The sequence below is a fragment of the Algibacter agarivorans genome (genome assembly GCF_039543245.1).
Taxonomy (GTDB): Bacteria; Bacteroidota; Bacteroidia; order Flavobacteriales; family Flavobacteriaceae; genus Algibacter_G; species Algibacter_G agarivorans.
Genome location: NZ_BAABJJ010000039.1, coordinates 50197 through 68951, shown reverse-complemented (window position 1 = coordinate 68951; position 18755 = coordinate 50197). Strand labels below are relative to the sequence as shown.

Here is an 18755-nt window from a genome sequence, read left to right as displayed (position 1 = left end):
AATGTTTATATAAGATATAAGAATGTGTGTTTTTTACATTCTACAAATGAATTATTACATCTATGTTTAACCAAACTAAAATAAACCGAATTAAATTATGACTAACAAAAACAATGCAAAAGCCTATTGGAAAGAGAATATAAGGTATGTTCTCATATTAATGTTTATATGGTTTATAGTATCATTTGGTGCTGGAATCCTATTTAAGGACACGCTAAATACTATAAAAATTGGAGGTTTTAAATTAGGTTTCTGGTTTGCACAACAAGGGTCTATGTATGTGTTTGTTGTTTTGATATTTGTATATGTACGTTTAATGAATAAACTCGATAAAAAATATGGTTATGATGCATAGTTTATTAGTTGAAGGTATTGGAGTTCAAAACTGGACATACATTTTGGTAGGACTCACATTTGCGCTATATATAGGTATTGCTATTTATTCTAGAGCTGGTTCTACTAAAGAATTTTATGTAGCCGGAGGTGGTGTATCGCCCTTAGCCAATGGTATGGCAACGGCTGCGGATTGGATGAGCGCAGCGTCGTTTATATCTATGGCAGGTATCATTTCATTTGCAGGCTATGATGGTGCTGTATATTTAATGGGTTGGACAGGAGGTTATGTGCTATTAGCATTATTACTAGCGCCTTATTTACGAAAGTTCGGAAAGTTTACCGTTCCCGATTTTATTGGTGATCGTTATTATTCTAATACAGCACGTTTAGTAGGTGTAATTTGTGCCCTTTTAGTGTCTTTTACATACGTGGCGGGACAAATGCGAGGGGTTGGATTAGTCTTTTCTCGTTTTCTAGAAGTTAATATTAATACGGGGGTTATTATAGGTATGATTATCGTTTTGTTTTACGCCGTTTTAGGCGGAATGAAAGGCATCACATATACTCAAGTTGCACAATATTGCGTACTTATTTTTGCCTTTATGGTGCCTGCTATTTTTATATCCATTCAAATGACGGGTAACCCCATTCCACAATTAGGATTTGGAGGGCAATTAGCCGATGGCTCAGGAACGTATTTACTTGATAAATTAGATGGATTAAGTACCGATTTAGGTTTTGCCGAATATACAGAAGGTTCAAAATCTTTAATTGATGTGTTTGCGATTACTTTAGCTTTAATGGTAGGAACTGCTGGATTGCCACATGTTATTGTTCGGTTTTTTACAGTAAAACGGGTTAAAGATGCTCGTAAATCGGCAGGTATTGCATTGCTACTTATAGTTATTTTATATACAACCGCACCAGCAGTTGCAGTATTTGCAAGAACAAATATGATTGAAACGGTTTCTAATCAACCGTATGCTCATGTTCCAGAATGGTTTAAAAAATGGGAAACTACAGGACTAATTACTTTCACAGATAAAAATGGAGATGGACGTATTCAATATGTGGCTAATGAAAGTAAAAACGAATTAGTAGTCGATAATGATATTATGGTTTTGGCTAATCCAGAAATTGCACAATTGCCCGATTGGGTCATTGCTTTAGTTGCAGCTGGAGCATTAGCAGCAGCATTATCAACAGCCGCAGGGTTGCTATTGGTTATTTCAGCATCCGTTTCTCATGATTTAATTAAGAAAATGATAAACCCAAAAATTTCAGAAAAAAACGAATTAGTTGCTGCACGCTTGTCTGCAGTAGTAGCGGTATGTGTTGCAGGATATTTTGGAATTAATCCACCTGGATTTGTAGCTGCCACAGTGGCTTTGGCTTTTGGTTTAGCAGCAGCCTCATTTTTTCCTGCCATTATTTTAGGTATTTTTTATAAACGAATGAATAAAGAAGGTGCTATTGCAGGCATGGTTATAGGTATTTTGTCTATGTTGTTTTATATGACAAAATTCAAGTTTGGATGGTTTGGTGGCGGAACTAATGCCGATTGGTGGCTTGGTATTTCGCCCGAAGGTTTTGGCACAGTGGCCATGATTTTAAATTTTGTAGTTTCTATAGTCATTATGAAGTTTACACCAGAACCACCAATGGACGTTCAAGACATTGTTGAGAATATTAGGATTCCTAGCGGAGCAGGAGAATCAACGCATTAATTATAATTTGGGCGCCTGCCTGCCGGTTGGCAGGTTACCTTCCTAAGGTCGGGTCGCGCTTTTACTACTCGCTCCTCCTGCATCGGGGGCTCAAACATGCCGTTCAATCCCTAACACGGGTGCTAGCCTCCGCATGACAGGCTTTGAGTGTAAAGTTCTTGTAAAGACTAAAGCTGACAAACTAGTTGATCCTGGGTAGTTTAAAAATCTTGTAAGTTTAATTTTAGTGCCTGCAAGATCTTGTGGGGGATATAAGAAAAAGAGCATCCGTCGATAATTTTAAGTTATCCGCAGAAAAAAGGAAATCATTAACCATTAATTTATTATTTTAGAACGCACATAATTTCAAATCATAGTATTAAATAATTCAAAACGAACTTCATGAGTAACTATCACATAAAACATTTAGAAGAATATTATCAAGTTTATAGAAAATCGGTTAGAGAACCCGAAAATTTTTGGGAAGAAATAGCCGAAGAACATTTTATGTGGCAAAAAAAATGGGACAATGTGTTGAGTTGGGATTTCTCAAAACCAGAAGTAAAATGGTTTGAAGGTGCTCAATTAAACATAACTGAAAATTGTATTGACAGACATTTAGCAACACGAGGCGAAAAAACAGCTATTCTTTTTGAACCCAATGACCCATCTGAAACCGCGGAACATATTACTTATAACCAATTGCACGAAAGAGTAAATCGGTTTGCAAATGTTTTAAAATCTCAAGGCATTAAAAAAGGGGATAGGGTTTGCATTTATTTGCCTATGATTCCAGAATTGGCAATATCTGTTTTGGCTTGTGCTAGAATAGGAGCCATTCATTCTGTGGTATTTGCAGGATTTTCAGCAACAGCACTATCTACAAGAATAAATGATTCCGATTGTAAAATAGTTATTACTAGCGATGGCTCGTATAGAGGAGCAAAAACCATAGATTTAAAAGGCATTGTTGATGAAGCTTTGGAAAGTTGCGATGGTGTTAAAACGGTTTTAGTCGCCAAGCGAATTAATTCCGATATTCATATGAAATCTGGTCGCGATAAATGGTTACAACCGCTTTTAGAGAACGCTTCCGCAGCATGCAAAGCCGAAGTTATGAATGCGGAAGACCCCTTGTTTATTCTGTACACATCGGGATCTACAGGAAAACCAAAAGGGATGGTGCATTCTACGGCAGGTTATATGGTTCATACCGCTTATACTTTTAAAAATGTATTTCAGTACAGGGAAAACGATGTGTTTTGGTGTACCGCCGATATTGGGTGGATTACAGGACACAGTTATATTGTATATGGCCCATTAGCAAATGGTGCAACTACAGTTATGTTTGAAGGCGTACCAAGTTATCCAGATTTTGGGCGTTTTTGGCAAATTATAGAAAAACACAAAGTCAATCAGTTTTATACCGCACCAACAGCTATTAGAGCTCTGGCAAAACAGGGTGTGGAACTGGTTGAAAACCACGATTTATCATCACTTAAAGTTTTAGGGTCTGTTGGTGAACCTATTAATGAAGAAGCGTGGCACTGGTATAATGATAATATTGGTAAAAAGAAAAGCCCGATTGTAGATACTTGGTGGCAGACCGAAACAGGTGGTATTATGATTACGCCAATTCCATTTGTAACGCCAACAAAACCGACCTATGCAACCTTGCCATTTATAGGAATTCAACCTGCTTTAATGGATGAAAACGGAAAAGAATTAAAAGGTAATCAAGTAGATGGTCGGCTTTGTATAAAGTTCCCTTGGCCAAGTATGGCAAGAACCATTTGGGGAAATCATCAACGTTATAAAGATACCTACTTTTCAGCGTATGAAAATAAGTACTTTACAGGAGATGGGGCTTTAAGAGATGAAGTTGGTTATTATAGAATTACTGGTAGGGTAGATGATGTGATTATTGTTTCTGGTCATAATTTAGGAACAGCGCCAATTGAAGATGCTATAAATGAACATCCTGCAGTAATAGAATCTGCCATTGTTGGATTTCCACATGATGTAAAAGGAAGTGCGCTTTATGGTTATGTTACCTTAAAAGATACAGGAGAATCTAGAGACCAGAATAATCTCCGAAAAGAAATCAATCAAATTATTACTGAACACATTGGTCCAATTGCAAAACTTGATAAAATTCAATTTACTAGTGGCTTGCCAAAAACACGTTCTGGAAAAATTATGAGACGTATTCTACGTAAAATTGCGCATAAAGACACGGGTAATTTAGGAGATACGAGTACTTTGTTAAACCCTGAAGTGGTTCAGGATATTATGGATAATGTCTTATAAGTTAAAATATCGACGAAATACTCAGGTTTAACCAAATGTTATCGTATAATAGAAAATATGTGTCATTTGATTGTTATTATAATTTATAGCTTTGTAAAAAAGTTTAAAATTGTAATGATGAAAAAAAGAAACCTATTTAAATCTATTTTTATTCTATTAGTATCAGTCAGTATCTGTTTAACAAGTTGTAGTAAAGACGATGCTAAAGAAGAAGAAGTTAAAGACCCAGTTGATACTACAGATCCAACAATAACCTGCGAAGCAGATGTTACAGTTAATGTAGATGTTTTTTCTAGCGGAACCGTTGTAACCTATAATACACCTGTAGGTACCGATAATTTATCGGGAGCAGTAACCACACAAACAGAAGGTAAAGCTTCTGGTGCTTCATTTCCTATAGGTACTACAAAAAACACATTTGAAGTTAAAGATGCTGCTGGTAATACTACTTCTTGTAGTTTTAATGTTATTGTGGTTAAAAATGCACCTTCTGAAGTAATGCCTTATTTAGTTGAAGTTGATATTACGCCAGCAGGAAAAGAATGGGCTAAGGTTACAAATCTATCAGATGAATTTGATGGCACTAGCCTTAATGCTACCAAATGGAAGAATACAGATGCTAATAGATGGGTTGGAAGAGCTCCAGGAATTTTTAAAGCAAATACAGTTAGTGTTGCTGATGGTGATTTAAAATTGACAGCTTATAAATTAGCGGCTCCAGAAGTTGTTAATGGAAATACGTTTACCCATGCTGGATCTAATATTTATTCTAAAAACGCAGCTCAAGTTGGGCAATATTTTGAATGTAGAATGAAGGCTAACAAAACATTTATGTCTTCTACATTTTGGTTAATAAACAATAGAAATGATGGTTCTGGTTGTGATAAAAGAGTTACTGAGTTAGATATTCAAGAATGTGTAGGGCAAGTAACAGGTACATCAGGTTTTGCTCAAAAATTTGATGAAAGTATCCACTCAAACACACATAGTAGGCAAGCAGATTGTCCTGAAACACCAGTTGGTTCTGCAGGAGGTGATGCTCCAACAGATGGTAAAGTATGGGCAGATTATCATGTATATGCTGCTTGGTGGAAAAGTCCCAACGAAATTATATTTTATTTAGACGGAAAAAGAGTGTATTCTATAACTCCAAAAGGTGTTTTTGATTTACCTTCGTATTTACGAATGGTTGTTGAAACTTACGACTGGAATCCAGTACCTGCTGATGGTGGTATGAGAGGAACAGCAGCAGAGAGAACAACGTATTACGATTGGGTAAGAACTTGGGAGTTAAAAGATAAATAACTTTTAACCTTTGTTATTTATATAAAAATATTTTAAAAAAAATCACCAACTATTTTTGACCACATTACCTTTTTGGTTAAACATCATCAATGGATAGATGATGTTTTGTTGATGAAAATTGTGTAAAACTTTGTGTTGTACAAATTATTACCGCTTCAACAAATATCCCCATTGTAAATGCTTCCGTTTATCCAAACGTGATAATATTTTTAAAAATATAACAGCCGTAATAAGCGCATCTCCACTTGCAGTATGCCTATCCACCTTTGGTACATTTAATTCTTTGCATAAATCATCTAAAGAGTAGTGAGGTTTTAAGTTTTCTCGGTATATAATATGCTTTGATTTGGTAAATAAAACACCAGTATCTATAAACCTGTTTTTTAACTTTCCTAAACCATGCCTGGAAAGCATTTCATTTATCATCCCTTTATCAAAATTTGCATGATGGGCTATGAGTACAGCGTTTTTTATATATCCTAAAAAGGTTTTCAAGGCTTCTAATTCGCTGACTTTATCAAAAGCACTCGACTTCATTAATTCATGAATTTCAACCGTTTCAGGGTTAAAAACCTCTTGTTCTAAATACAATTCTAAACTGTCATTTATAGGAATGGTTTTACCAGTAAACGCTACAGCACCAATGGAAAGTACCCGGTCTTCTTTTTGGTCAAAACCCGTGGTTTCCGTATCAAAAGCCACAAAGCGAGTATCTTGAATGGGTGTTTTTTTGAAGTTCTTAAAATGTTCAAGATAGTCAATCCAAAAATCAGGGTAATCAGTTTTGCTTTTATTGAACCATTTAAAAATCATTTATTGACAGTTATTAGATAAAGTTTTTTAAATCGAAACGGATTTGTAAAACCTCTTGAATTTCTTGAATAGGTTTAAAACAGCGCCTTAATTTTAATTTTTCTTCTTTAGTTAAACTTTCTAAATCAATGAGTTTGCCCGAATCGTTATGAAGTAATCCTTGCTTAGTCTTAAATTTTGAAAGTGCCTTAAATGCATAGGAGCAGGATTCATGTAATTCTTTATTCTCGGGCTCTAAATATGCCAGTTTTTCAAAACGTTCAAAAGTGTTGTTCACACCTTTTATCTGTTTACTTAATATGAGTAGTCGAGCAGCATCAACCAAAGGCATTATGGCCCTGCTTTTAATATTGAAAAGTTCTTTTTGTTCGCCATTTTGTTCTACCAAAAACTGTCTAAAAAAACCTAGAGGCGTAGGGCTTTTAATGGCATCGCTTCCTAAGAATTTATAGAATAAAGATGTTTCGCTCAAGGTTTTGAAAATAGTATCTGTAAGATTATCTACCAATTTTTTGTTACCATAAACACTATTGTAATCAAAGAATATGGAAGATAATAAAATGGCCTTTTCATCGGGTTTTAAAATCCAGTCTTTAAATTGTGTTTTCCATTGGGAAAAAGATTTGCACCATTCAGGATTGCTTGCCATCATATCAGCTTCGCAATATTCAAACCCTACTTTATTTAAGGTTTTTGTTACATAACGAGATAATTCTAAAAAATATTCTTGAGTTTCTTTGTATTGTTTTATAGGGACATCTTCAAAAATTAATGCATTGTCTTGATCGGTAAAAAGCAACTGTTCTTTTCTGCCTTGACTCCCCAATGCTAACCAGGAAAAGGTAACAGGCGGAGGTGTGGGCATTTTTTTAATGGCTAACTCAATGGCACGAATTGTAACGGCATCGTTAATTTGGGAAACTACATTGATAATGTGCGATATAGGGATATTTTGCTCTAAATAACTTTTTAAAAGCCCATTGGCTTTACGTCTGGCTGCCCTGAGTTTTTTGGTGCGTTTAGCGCGTTTTATTTCTTTTAAAATTACAGTTGGACTATTACCTAACGTTGCCAACACATCATGATGTGTTAGTACGCCAACCAATTTGGAATTTATCGAACCATCTTTAGTAATACATAAATGCCCTATGTTGTTTTTTATCATTTGTAATTGCCCGTCGGCAACAGTTAAATCTTTTTTTCCTGTGATTACAGGGGAGGTCATAATATTGGTTACTCTAGTTTCTATAGGGAATAAACCTGTGGCTATTTTGTTTTTTATATCACTATTTGTAATAATCCCAACAGGTTTTTTATTTGTGTCAACCACAATGATACATCCAATTCTATGCTCGCACATTTTTTTAGCGGCACTTTTTAGCGTGGATCTAATTCCGCAGGTAATTGGGTTTTTGGTGTAATTTGCAGTTTGAAAATTCACAATGTCCTGTGATGTATTGGGTAAATAATCAACAAAAATTTTACCTGATTCTTCTGCTGTGTAAGGTGTATAAGTATTGGAGGCAAAAGCCGTAATTAAGTACTTTTGAATCTTAGCGTTGTTATCTGTAACAGACTGGAAAAGTGTAATAGGAATAGCATACACTATAGATTCTTCGTTGGCTGTGGCAGTAAGTTTGTAAGGCTCTTTGATTATTAGCGGTTGTAAACCAAAAACATCACCCATATCATGAATATTCATAATTTCCATGGTTGTACCATTATCATAATTTGAGCTTACAGCACCATCTCTAACGATATAAAAGTACTCATGAGTCGCATCATCTTTTTTAAATATGGTATTGCCTTTTTCTAAATATACAATGGTGATTTCTCCAGCTAAGTCTAATAAGTTTTTAGGCTTAACCATATTAAATGGAGGATAGCGTTTTAAAAATTCGCTAACACGTTCGGCAATAGAATTCTTCATCTGGTAATTTATTGGTTTTAGTTTTTAGATTAACTTAAAATCTAAAAGTAATTCTCCTTCAATAGAAGCTTGTAGATGGTCGCCTTTAAAATTTTGTCCTGCGCCACTTGCAGGCGTTCCTGTGAAAATTAAATCACCAGGTTCTAAGGTCATATATTTAGAAACAAAAGCGATGATTTCAACAAAATTATAAATCATATCACTGGTGTTTCCTGATTGTATTTCCTTACCATTAATATTTAAACTAAAATTAATGTCATTGATGTCAGAAAAGTTTAAAATCGGTTTAAATCCGTTTACTGGTGATGCTCCATCAAATCCTTTAGCTAAAGCCCAAGGCCCTTTATTTTCTCTACTTGCTCCTAAAACATCTTTGGCAGTGTAGTCAATTCCAATGCCAATTTCACTAATATAAGAAGCTGCATCACTTTCAGATATATCTTTTCCTGTTTTACCTATTTTGGCAACCAGTTCTACTTCAAATATTAATTGATTTGTAATCTTAGGAAAAACAATATCCTTGTTATTAGTAACCAAAGTACTTTCAGCCTTTACAAAAATAAGTTGATCGCCAGTTTTTAGTGCGTTAATTTCACTTTTATCATTTACGTAGTTTTTGCCAATACCAATTATTTTCATCGTTTTTATCTTTTGTTGTTGAATTAATTTGAGGTATAAAAATAATAAATTAGAACCTAGCTATTAACTTTATCTGATTTAATATCTATTAAGTTTTTGAACATTTTTTTATATCTTCGGAGTTATTTTTAAAATAGACCATTATTAATTGAAATACAACCATCAAATACCATTTTGCTTAAGAAGAATTACGAACATTTTTATGTTGGTTTTAGTGTTGATTTTCTTTTTTGGATGTGAAAAGAAGAAAGACCCAGAGTTTCATTTAAGAGCAAGTCTTTTAGTAAACGAAAGCCACACTTGGTTTAAAGCGTTTGAGTATTTTTCTGAAATTTTAGAAGAAAGAACGGATGGTAGAATTATACTTGATAATTACCATTCTGAACAATTAGCTAAAGAAATTGAAGCTATTCGATTAATTAGAGCTGGAGTCATTGATATGACTACAACAGGCTCACCACTAAGCAATTGGGTTGAGATACTTACGTTTTGTGAATTGCCTTTTTTGTTAAGAGATTCTACAGATATGCGGGTTCTTATTGAAAGTGATATCGGTAAACGTATGGAACAGGAGATGATTAACCAAATTGGATTACGCCCTTTAGGACAATTCCCTGGTGGCCCAAGACATTTAACGTCAAATAAACCTATAAAACATCCAGATGATTTAAACGGTCTTATTGTTAGAGTGCCTAATGTGCCCTCATTTGTTATAGCTTGGGAAGCTCTAGGTGCTAAACCAACACCTATGGCGTTTTCTGAGGTTTTTACGTCATTACAACAAGGAACAGTCGAAGCTCAAGAAAACGGATTTGCTATAATTAAGGCGGCAGGTTTTTACGAAGTTCAAAAATATGTTAATCTTACGGCTCATGTGGTAAGTTGGACGTATCCCGTAATAGGAGAGAAACAATTTCAAGCGTTTCCAGATGATTTAAAAATAATCTTTCTTAAGGCAGTTGAAGACATGGTAAAATATGAACACAAACTTTTTTTGGAAAGCGAAAGACAAATTCAAAATCATTTAGAAAATGAAGGAATGACTTTTATTGAAGTGGATAAAGACGCTTTTGGTGATGCAGCAAGAGCATCTATTTATAAAAGTCTGTCTCCAGAAATGCAAAAAGTATATAATGATATTTTAAAACTTAGAGAGTAATGAACCTAAAAAAAGGTGTTGGTAGATTTCTGAAATACGGTACTTTAATTAGTAGTTTTTGCTTTATTGCGGTTACACTCATTCAAATTTATGCCAGATTTTTTATGGATAGCGCCCCTTCATGGACAGAAGAAGCAGCCCGATTTTTCTTTATTTATGCTATGAGTTTTGCAGCAGGTTTAGCTATGAAAGGTGGTTATTATGTTCATTTTGATGTGATTTATAATAAAATGAGTATTCGGCAACAGAACATTTTGTCAATTATTGTATCGCTGTTCACAATCGTTTTATTTTTAATATTAACGGTTTATGCCATTCAATTTGTAAAAGTTGGTATTATAGAACATTCTCCTAGTTTGGGAGTTTCCATGGCTATAGCTTTTGCTTCTATGGTTATTATGGGAGCTTTTATAACTGTCTACGCTATTTGGGATTTATTAAAATCAATCAAAAAACTTAAACATTAATTATGATTTGGATATTGATACTTGTATTTATTACCTGTTTAATATTCAGATTTCCAATTGCATTTTCGTTAGGATTTTCATGTTTAGTTTATCTACTTTTCAAGGGTATTCCATTAATTGTGATTCCTATGAAAATGTACTCGGGTATAGATGTTTTCGTGTTGCTTAGTGTCCCAGGATTTATTTTGGCTGGTAGTTTAATGAATCAAGGCGGGTTAACAGCAAAAATCATAACGTTTTGTAATCATCTTACCGGACACATTAGAGGTGGATTAGCCTTAGCCAATATTGGGGCTTCTATGCTTTTTGCAGGCATTTCTGGAACGGCTATTTCAGATACAGCAAGTATTGGTTCTGTAATGATTCCTGCTATGAAAAAAGAAGGGTATGATGCTGATTTCTCATGTGCTATAACAGCTGCTTCATCAACTGTAGGTCCTATAATACCTCCAAGTGTACCCATGATTATTGCAGCTACTTTAAGTGGTTTATCGGTTGGGAGATTGTTTCTTGCTGGGGCAATACCAGGGTTTTTATTAGGCTTCGGGCTTATGGGAGTCACATATTTTATCGCCAGAAAAAAGAAATATCCAAAGCATCCAAAAAGTAGTTTCAAGCAAATAATGATAGGGTTTAAAGATACGTTTTGGTCTTTACTAATGACCTTCATCATTTTATTCGGTATAGTAGGCGGAGTATTTACGCCAACCGAGGCTTCAATTATAGCAGTTATATACGCTTTATTAATAGGTGTATTTGTTTATAAAAAACTCAACTTTAAGAATATTCAAGTTATTGTTTTAGATTCTATGAAAACATCGGCATCACTTATGGTGCTTATTGGTTTCGCAAATCTATTTGGATGGATTTTAATAACTGAACAATTGCCACAATTAGTATCTTCAGAAATCTTAAATTTCTCCAACAATAAATATGTGGTACTGCTATTAATAAATATTTTATTAATATTTGTCGGCACCTTTATGGAAACTATAGCAGCCCTTCTAATATTATTCCCAATCCTGTTAAAAGTGGCACTAGCTGTTGATGTAGATCCCATTCATTTTGCCGTAATAGCCCTATTAAATTTAATGATTGGTTTAACTACGCCACCATTAGGAGTTTGTCTTTTTGTATCGGCAAGCATCGGTAAAGTCTCCATTGGTAAAGTTAGTAAAGCAGGAGTTCCATTTTTAATTACCAGTCTTGTTGTACTTGCTTTGGTAACGTTAATTCCTGAAATATCATTGTATCTGCCAAAATTGTTTATGGATTAGAGGTGTCCTCAAAAAGAACAAAGGCTTTAATTTTATATTTTGCCAGAAAAGAAATATCTTTACTATCAACCATAAACAAGTCAGTCATGAAAAAAGTAAACGCTTATGCTGCCTTTGAAGCAGGAGAAAAATTAAAAGAGTTTCAATATGATTTGCCAGAAATTGGTAATGAAGAAGTAGACGTTAAAGTAGATTATTGTGGTATTTGTCATTCAGATTTAAGTATGATTAACAATGATTGGGGTATGAGTCAATTTCCACTTGTTCCTGGACATGAAATTGTTGGTGAAGTTACAGCTTTAGGAAGTGAAGTAAAAGGGTTGAAAATTGGCGATAAAGTTGGTGTAGGATGGTATTCTGGTTCATGTATGCATTGTAATCAATGTTTAGACGGACAGCAACATTTATGTGGTACTGCTGAAGCTACTATTGTTGGCCGTCATGAAGGTTTTTCAGATACTGTGAGAAGTCACTGGTCTTGGACCATTCCATTACCCAAAAACATAGATATGAAAAAAGCAGGGCCATTATTATGTGGTGGTATTACTGTATTTAATCCTATTATTTTAGCAGGCGTTAAGGCTACAGACCGTGTAGGCGTGATTGGTATTGGCGGACTAGGGCATATGGCTATTAAATTTTTAAAAGCATGGGGCTGCGAGGTAACGGCATTTAGTTCTAACCCAAATAAAAAAGAAAGTATATTGGCTATGGGGGCCCATAGTGTTGTAGATTCTACAAATCCCGAAGCCTTAGGGGATATTGCAGGGTCATTAAATTTTATATTAAACACAGCTAATGTGACTCTGGATTGGAATTCTTTTTTGGTTACTTTAGCGCCTCAAGGACGTTTTCATAATGTTGGAGCGGTTTTAGAACCTATGGCAATTCCTGCATTTACATTGTTGACTGGAGAAAAATCAGTTGGGGGAAGCCCACTGGGAAGTATCGCTTTGACAAAAACCATGTTAGATTTCTGTGTAAGACATGATATTTATCCAACTGTAGAGGAGTTTGATATGAAAGATGTTAATAAAGCACTTGAACATTTGGAAGCAGGTAAAGCACGTTTTAGATTAGTACTAAAAGCATAATTTTATTAATAAAACTAAATAAATAATCATGGCAAAATCTAAGGATGCGAAAAAGAATGTTAAAAAAGAAGCAGTATTAACTCCTAAGGAAAAGAAAGCTGCAAAGCTTGCTAAAAAAGCAAAAAGGATTTAATATTTTTATACTTTAATAAGTTTTAAGACCACTCAAAACGAGTGGTCTTTTAATTTCATGTTTTTCTTTTTATCCTATTAAGAATCAGTATTTTTACAGACTTACTATTTGATAAATATGCAACACCTAAAAGAATCTTCAAAAGATAAAACAAAGCCAAAAGTAACCATGGCACAAGCCTTTAAGACTATTATTTGGCCTAGGCGAAAATTAGTTTTTATAGGTTTAATACTCATAGTTATTCGCAGTTTATCTGGTTTAGTATTACCATGGCAAAGTAAAGTTCTGTTGGATGATGTTGTTCCTAATAAAGATTTTACACAATTGTATTATTTGATTGCTATCGTAATTGGCGCAATTACGATTCAATCAATTACATCATTTTTACTAACCCGAATATTAAGTGTACAAGCACAATATTTAATTAGTGAACTAAGGGCGCAAGTTCAAAAGAAAGTATTGTCACTACCTATTAGCTTTTTTGACAACACCAAATCTGGAGCACTTGTATCAAGAATTATGACCGATGTTGAAGGTGTTAGAAACCTTATAGGTACGGGGTTAGTGCAATTAGTGGGCGGTTCGTTTACAGCCATTGTATCCTTAATTATCTTAATAAAACTAAATGCATGGATGACACTTTTTGTGTTTGTGCCACTTTCTATTTTCGGATACATTGCACTTAGGGCCTTTAAATACATTCGCCCTATTTTTAGAAAACGTGGTAAAATAAATGCTGAAGTTAAAGGCCGTTTAACTGAAACTTTAGCAGGCGTTCGTGTTATAAAAGCTTTTAATGCGGAAGCACAAGAGAACATTGTGTTTGAAAAAGGGGTGGATAAACTATTTCAGAATGTAAAAAAGAGTTTGACAGCAACCGCTTTAATGACCAGTTCTTCTACTTTTTTGATAGGTGTGGCGACCACAGGTATTATGGCCATTGGTGGCTATTATATGATGCAAAGTGAAATGTCTACCGGAGAGTTTTTATTCTTTACTTTGATACTTGGTTTTATGATTGCGCCAATTGTACAAATGAGCAATATAGGAAGTCAGTTAACTGAAGCCTTAGCGGGCTTAGATAGAACTGAAGAGCTTATGAATATGACTGCCGAGGAAGATGACCAAGAACGAAATGTACAATTAGGAACTATAAATGGTGATATTGAATTTGATGATGTATCGTTTTCATACGAAGAAGGGAAAGAGGTACTTCATAATATCAACTTTAAAGCGCCAGCAGGTTCCGTTACAGCTTTAGTTGGGAGTTCTGGTTCTGGTAAGTCGACTATTGCAGGGCTATCAGCTACGTTTTTAAATCCTAAATCAGGTAAAGTCACTATCGATAATCAAGATTTATCAAAAGTGAAGTTAAGTAGTTACCGCCAATATTTAGGTGTGGTTTTACAAGACGAATTTTTGTTTGAAGGCACCATTAAGGAAAATATCATGTTCCCTAGACCAAATGCTACGGAAGCTGAATTACAAAATGCTGTTAAAGCCGCTTATGTAAATGAGTTCACGGATCGGTTTGAAGACGGTTTAGAAACTTTGATTGGAGAAAGAGGTGTCAAGTTATCTGGCGGACAACGACAACGTCTGGCTATTGCTCGTGCTATTCTGGCTAATCCAAAAATCATCATTTTAGATGAAGCTACATCAAGTTTAGATACGGAAAGTGAAGCCTTAATTCAGAAAAGTTTAGGGGAATTGATTAGAGATAGAACCACGATTATTATTGCACATAGACTCAGTACCATTAGAAAAGCTGACCAAATTTTGGTTATTGAAGCTGGTCATATTGTAGAACGCGGTACGCATGATGAGTTGATTGCCTTTAACGGCAGATATTATGATTTATACACGTATCAAGCTAAGATTTAAAATGCATTTATAAATAAGATACCGTATTTTGAAAAACAATTAAGTTTTAACCAGTGATACTTTCTTTCTCATTATAATAAAAACCAAAACAGACATGATTCCAAATATAGAAAACCCAATAAATAAGGGCAATACGGAATCAGTTACAAAACCACCAATGTAGTTTGCAATAGGAACCGCCATAACCGTAGAGATAAATCCGTTAATAGCTGCTCCTATACCTGCAATATGACCCAGAGGTTGCATGGCTATGGCTCTTAAGTTTCCGAAGAGAAAACCAACAGCAAAAAACTGCAATGCAAAAAAACTTAGTAGTATATATATGCTTGGATTATTTCCAGACCAAAATATGAGAACATATAAAACTGAGATTAAAGCATAGGTAATACTTGCTAAATATGCAATTCGCATCATACCGTATTTAACAACTAAACGACTATTTAAATAGGTTGCTAACCCAACTGATATGGCTAAACTTGCAAAAATGTATGGAAACATTGCTGCTAAGTTATATTGCTCTTGAAATATTTGTTGCGAAGTACTAAGGTACACCATAAAAGACCCAGTAATAAAACCCGATACAAAAGTGAATGCCACAGCTTCTTTGTGTTTAAAAAATTCTTTTGTACCATCAATAAAGAGATGGGATGAAAATTTAATCCTTTTTTCAATGGGTAAGGTTTCTGGTTGCCGTTTCCAAAACCAAAACATGATTAAAACACCAAAAATCAGATTAAAATAAAATATGGATTCCCAATTAAAATAGGCTATTAAGAGCTGTCCAAGAGTCGGTGCAACTACGGGAACTAAAATAAAAAACATAACTACAATGGAAACTATTTTTGCCATATAATCACCACTGTATGAGTCTCTAATCATGGATAGCGCCAAACTCCTAGGAGATGATAAACCAATACCTTGAAGTATTCTGCCTAAAATCATCATTTCAAAACTTTTGGTGGTAACACAAATAATGCTAGCCATAATAAAAACTACAAAACCAATATAAACAATGGGCTTTCTACCAAAACTATCTGAAAGTGGCCCAAATAAAAGTTGCCCAAAACCCAAGCCTAGAAAAATCATGGTAATCAATAATTGATTATCTGTTGTGTTTGCTACCTTTAAAAAGTTTCCTATTTCTGGTAAAGCAGGTAATAAAGCATCAATAGATAAGGCCACAATAGACATAAGTGAGGCCATTAAGGCTACAAATTCTAATTTAAAGTGTTGGGGTTTTTGCATGGTGCAAAAATAGATTATTTAAATAAGTTAAAAATCCATTTGTCATTTAATAACAGAATGTTATTATTGTTAAATTTGATACCTTATAAATTTATATAAATGAAAAAGCAACCCCTTTTAGATTACATAAATAAGCATATTGATTTAACAGTTGAAGAAAAGGCGTTCCTAACTTCAAAAGTTAAATATAGAAAATATTTAAAAGGACAATACATTGTGCAGCAAGGCGATGTTTGTAAATATGAATGCTTTGTGATTTCTGGTTGTACCAAAACGTTTTTTGTAGATGAACAAGGACAGGAGCATATTGTAATGTTCGCAATTGAAGATTGGTGGGCCTCAGATATGGGGAGCTATATTACCCAAACCCCGGCAGATTTTAATGTACAGTGCATAGAAAATACAGAATTTATCATGTTTTCTTATGATGATATTGAAGATTTATACAGAGAAATCCCAAAATTAGAACGTTTTTTTAGGCTAATAATAGAAAGGGCCTTTGTGGCTTCGCAAAAACGATTAGTTAGAAATTTTAGCCTTTCAGCAAAAGATAGATACCTTTATTTTAAAAATCAATACCCAAAAATAGAACAACGTATTCCACAATATATGATAGCTTCTTATCTTGGTATAACAAAAGAATTTTTGAGTAAAATTAAGGGTCAGCTTCTTTTAGAATGAAATAAATAACTATGGACTGTAAGTTCCTAGGTTTTTAAAACAGACTAAAAGTCTGTTACATTCGTGAAATTATAAACAGGACTATTTGCGATTGTATTTTAGAATAAAGAATGGATTCGTACAAATTTGTGGAATTCGTGGCTAAAATTTTTAGAAGCTAAAGTAAAATGCACTAAAGCACATAGTTTTAATTTCATTTGAGACCAATAAAGTTAAACTAGATTAACATTATTTTATAATCTATATTATTTTATTAATCACTAATCCGTTAGATATTTGCATTGTAATAAATAATAAATTTAAGAATGAAAAACACAATTAAAAAATTAGCAATAGTAGCATTAGTCGTATTTACAACATTTTCTTTCACAGTTATTGATGGTGATAAAAAAGAAATTAAAACAGATAAAAGCAAAGTAGTTTGGAAAGGTTATAAAGTAACAGGTTCTCATGAAGGAACGATTGGTATAAAATCTGGATTTTTAAATTTTGATAATGATGTATTAACAGGAGGCGAGTTTGTTATAGATATGACAACAATAAACACAACAGATTTAGAAGGCAATTATAAAGATAAATTAGATGGTCATTTAAAATCTGATGACTTTTTTGGTATTGCAGACCATCCAACAGCAACTTTAGTGTTTACGGATGTATCTGCTTCTGATAAAAATGCTTATACCGTTTCAGGTGATTTAACTATTAAAGGAAAAACAAACCCTGTAGCTTTTACTATTTCAATTTATGGAAGCAAAGCAACGGCAACTTTAAAGATTGATAGAACTAAATATGATGTAAGGTATGGGTCGACTAGCTTTTTTGACGGGCTAAAAGACAAGGCAATATATGATGAGTTTGATTTAGTATCAGATTTAGAATTCTAATATCGAGTTATTGTTAACTAGAAAAGGTGCTCAGAAATGAGCGCCTTTTTGTTTTTCAGTTTTTGTTAATCGTTTTATGCCAATTCTGCATTGAAATTACTGTAAAAGAAAATGATGATTTTTTTCTTTATACGAAATAGAAAAATAAAGCATAGCCATAGTTACCGTTTCTTTTTATATTGATGTAGAAAGGAAGAAAGGGCGTTTTATTGCGGTTATTTCAATGTAGAATTGGTATTAATACTATATTTGCCTTCAAATTAAGAAATTTATATGCCATTTAAAAAACTCATTCAACCTTTAAAAGACACACTGGAACATAAAGGTTTTGAAGAGCCGTTAGCATTTCAAAAACAAATTTTATCAAAAATAAAAGGAGGTGCAAGTCTGTTTTGTATAGCGCCCAAAGGTTCTGGAAAAACTACAAGTATAGTCCTTAGTGTGATTCAAAAACTTAAAGGAGAAGCTTTCGAAGATGCGCCTAGAGCCTTAATTTTTGTGAAAGATAAACAAGCCGCTTTAGATCTAGAATTAGAATTCAATGTGTTTCTAAGAGGCACGGATTTACGTGTGTACTGTGCTTATGATGAAAAAAGTATTGATGCACAACGTGATGAAATTTATGTAGGTGTGGATATCGTTATTGCAACCCCTAAACGCTTAAATAAAATCTTTTTTCTTAACGGAATAAATTTGAATAAGTTACAAATGTTTATTGTTGAAGATGCTGAATTCTTGTTTAGAAATAATAATTTGGGTGAAGTAACACGAACACCCGAAAGTATTGGAAAATGCCAATATTTAGTGTTTTCTACTACGTTTGATAGCCGTTTTGAACGTTGGCGTGAATCTTTTATGTATAATGCACAAGTTGTTAAATCTAAATAGTTTT

At 33.8% G+C, this 18755-nt stretch carries 16 protein-coding genes; 12 read left to right on the top strand and 4 right to left on the bottom strand.

Annotation, left to right across the window (positions count from 1 at the left end; genetic code table 11):
• Window positions 1-97 precede the first annotated feature (97 nt).
• The 4 genes from ABD935_RS13980 (at window position 98) to ABD935_RS13965 (ending at window position 5657) form a co-directional block, all read left to right on the top strand.
• The gene (locus ABD935_RS13980) at window positions 98-355 is read left to right on the top strand and encodes a DUF4212 domain-containing protein (RefSeq protein WP_345192985.1); all 258 of its coding nucleotides are present in this window, start codon (window positions 98-100) and stop codon (window positions 353-355) included.
• The gene (locus tag ABD935_RS13975) at window positions 345-2063 is read left to right on the top strand and encodes a sodium:solute symporter family protein (protein ID WP_425550223.1); all 1719 of its coding nucleotides are present in this window, start codon (window positions 345-347) and stop codon (window positions 2061-2063) included. Before ABD935_RS13980 ends, ABD935_RS13975 begins: the two co-directional genes overlap by 11 nt.
• Window positions 2064-2444: 381 nt before the next feature.
• Window positions 2445-4352: an acetate--CoA ligase gene (acs, locus tag ABD935_RS13970; protein ID WP_345192983.1), complete on the top strand. Its 1908-nt coding sequence runs from the start codon at window positions 2445-2447 to the stop codon at window positions 4350-4352.
• A gap of 114 nt (window positions 4353-4466) precedes the next feature.
• Window positions 4467-5657, top strand: coding sequence for an HYR domain-containing protein (locus ABD935_RS13965; protein WP_345192981.1), 1191 nt, complete (start codon window positions 4467-4469; stop codon window positions 5655-5657).
• 147 nt (window positions 5658-5804) lie between these two features.
• Here the strand turns inward: ABD935_RS13965 and ABD935_RS13960 are convergent, their stop codons facing one another.
• Genes ABD935_RS13960 through ABD935_RS13950 form a run of 3 tightly spaced genes read right to left on the bottom strand, consistent with a single transcriptional unit; the run spans window position 5805 to window position 9039 of the window.
• On the bottom strand, window positions 5805-6470 hold the full coding sequence (locus tag ABD935_RS13960) for a 3'-5' exonuclease (RefSeq protein WP_345192979.1): 666 nt from the start codon (window positions 6468-6470) through the stop codon (window positions 5805-5807).
• A 13-nt stretch (window positions 6471-6483) separates the two neighbouring features.
• Window positions 6484-8400, bottom strand: a complete 1917-nt coding sequence (locus tag ABD935_RS13955) for a DUF294 nucleotidyltransferase-like domain-containing protein (protein WP_345192977.1) — start codon at window positions 8398-8400, stop codon at window positions 6484-6486.
• A gap of 24 nt (window positions 8401-8424) precedes the next feature.
• On the bottom strand, window positions 8425-9039 hold the full coding sequence (locus tag ABD935_RS13950) for a fumarylacetoacetate hydrolase family protein (protein ID WP_345192974.1): 615 nt from the start codon (window positions 9037-9039) through the stop codon (window positions 8425-8427).
• Window positions 9040-9187: 148 nt separating this feature from the next.
• On the opposite strand from ABD935_RS13950, the gene ABD935_RS13945 reads away from it, so the two are divergent.
• The 5 genes from ABD935_RS13945 to ABD935_RS13925 all read left to right on the top strand — a co-directional run bounded on the left by ABD935_RS13945 (window position 9188) and on the right by ABD935_RS13925 (window position 15053).
• The gene (locus ABD935_RS13945; protein ID WP_345192972.1) at window positions 9188-10198 is read left to right on the top strand and encodes a TRAP transporter substrate-binding protein; all 1011 of its coding nucleotides are present in this window, start codon (window positions 9188-9190) and stop codon (window positions 10196-10198) included.
• A complete protein-coding gene (locus ABD935_RS13940; RefSeq protein WP_345192970.1) occupies window positions 10198-10665 on the top strand; it encodes a TRAP transporter small permease in 468 nt (155 codons plus the stop codon). Before ABD935_RS13945 ends, ABD935_RS13940 begins: the two co-directional genes overlap by 1 nt.
• A 2-nt stretch (window positions 10666-10667) precedes the next feature.
• Window positions 10668-11942: a TRAP transporter large permease gene (locus ABD935_RS13935; protein WP_345192967.1), complete on the top strand. Its 1275-nt coding sequence runs from the start codon at window positions 10668-10670 to the stop codon at window positions 11940-11942.
• 86 nt (window positions 11943-12028) lie between these two features.
• On the top strand, window positions 12029-13036 hold the full coding sequence (gene ahr / locus ABD935_RS13930) for an NADPH-dependent aldehyde reductase Ahr (protein WP_345192965.1): 1008 nt from the start codon (window positions 12029-12031) through the stop codon (window positions 13034-13036).
• A gap of 250 nt (window positions 13037-13286) precedes the next feature.
• Window positions 13287-15053: an ABC transporter ATP-binding protein gene (locus ABD935_RS13925; protein ID WP_345192963.1), complete on the top strand. Its 1767-nt coding sequence runs from the start codon at window positions 13287-13289 to the stop codon at window positions 15051-15053.
• Window positions 15054-15092: 39 nt separating this feature from the next.
• Here the strand turns inward: ABD935_RS13925 and ABD935_RS13920 are convergent, their stop codons facing one another.
• The gene (locus tag ABD935_RS13920; protein WP_345192961.1) at window positions 15093-16298 is read right to left on the bottom strand and encodes a multidrug effflux MFS transporter; all 1206 of its coding nucleotides are present in this window, start codon (window positions 16296-16298) and stop codon (window positions 15093-15095) included.
• A gap of 99 nt (window positions 16299-16397) precedes the next feature.
• On the opposite strand from ABD935_RS13920, the gene ABD935_RS13915 reads away from it, so the two are divergent.
• From ABD935_RS13915 to ABD935_RS13905, 3 genes are all read left to right on the top strand, one after another.
• A complete protein-coding gene (locus ABD935_RS13915; RefSeq protein ID WP_345192959.1) occupies window positions 16398-16979 on the top strand; it encodes a Crp/Fnr family transcriptional regulator in 582 nt (193 codons plus the stop codon).
• Between the two features lie 305 nt (window positions 16980-17284).
• Window positions 17285-17863, top strand: a complete 579-nt coding sequence (locus ABD935_RS13910; protein ID WP_345192957.1) for a YceI family protein — start codon at window positions 17285-17287, stop codon at window positions 17861-17863.
• 273 nt (window positions 17864-18136) lie between these two features.
• Entirely contained in the window at window positions 18137-18751 is a 615-nt protein-coding gene (locus ABD935_RS13905; RefSeq protein WP_345192955.1) for a DEAD/DEAH box helicase, read from the top strand.
• Window positions 18752-18755: the final 4 nt, after the last annotated feature.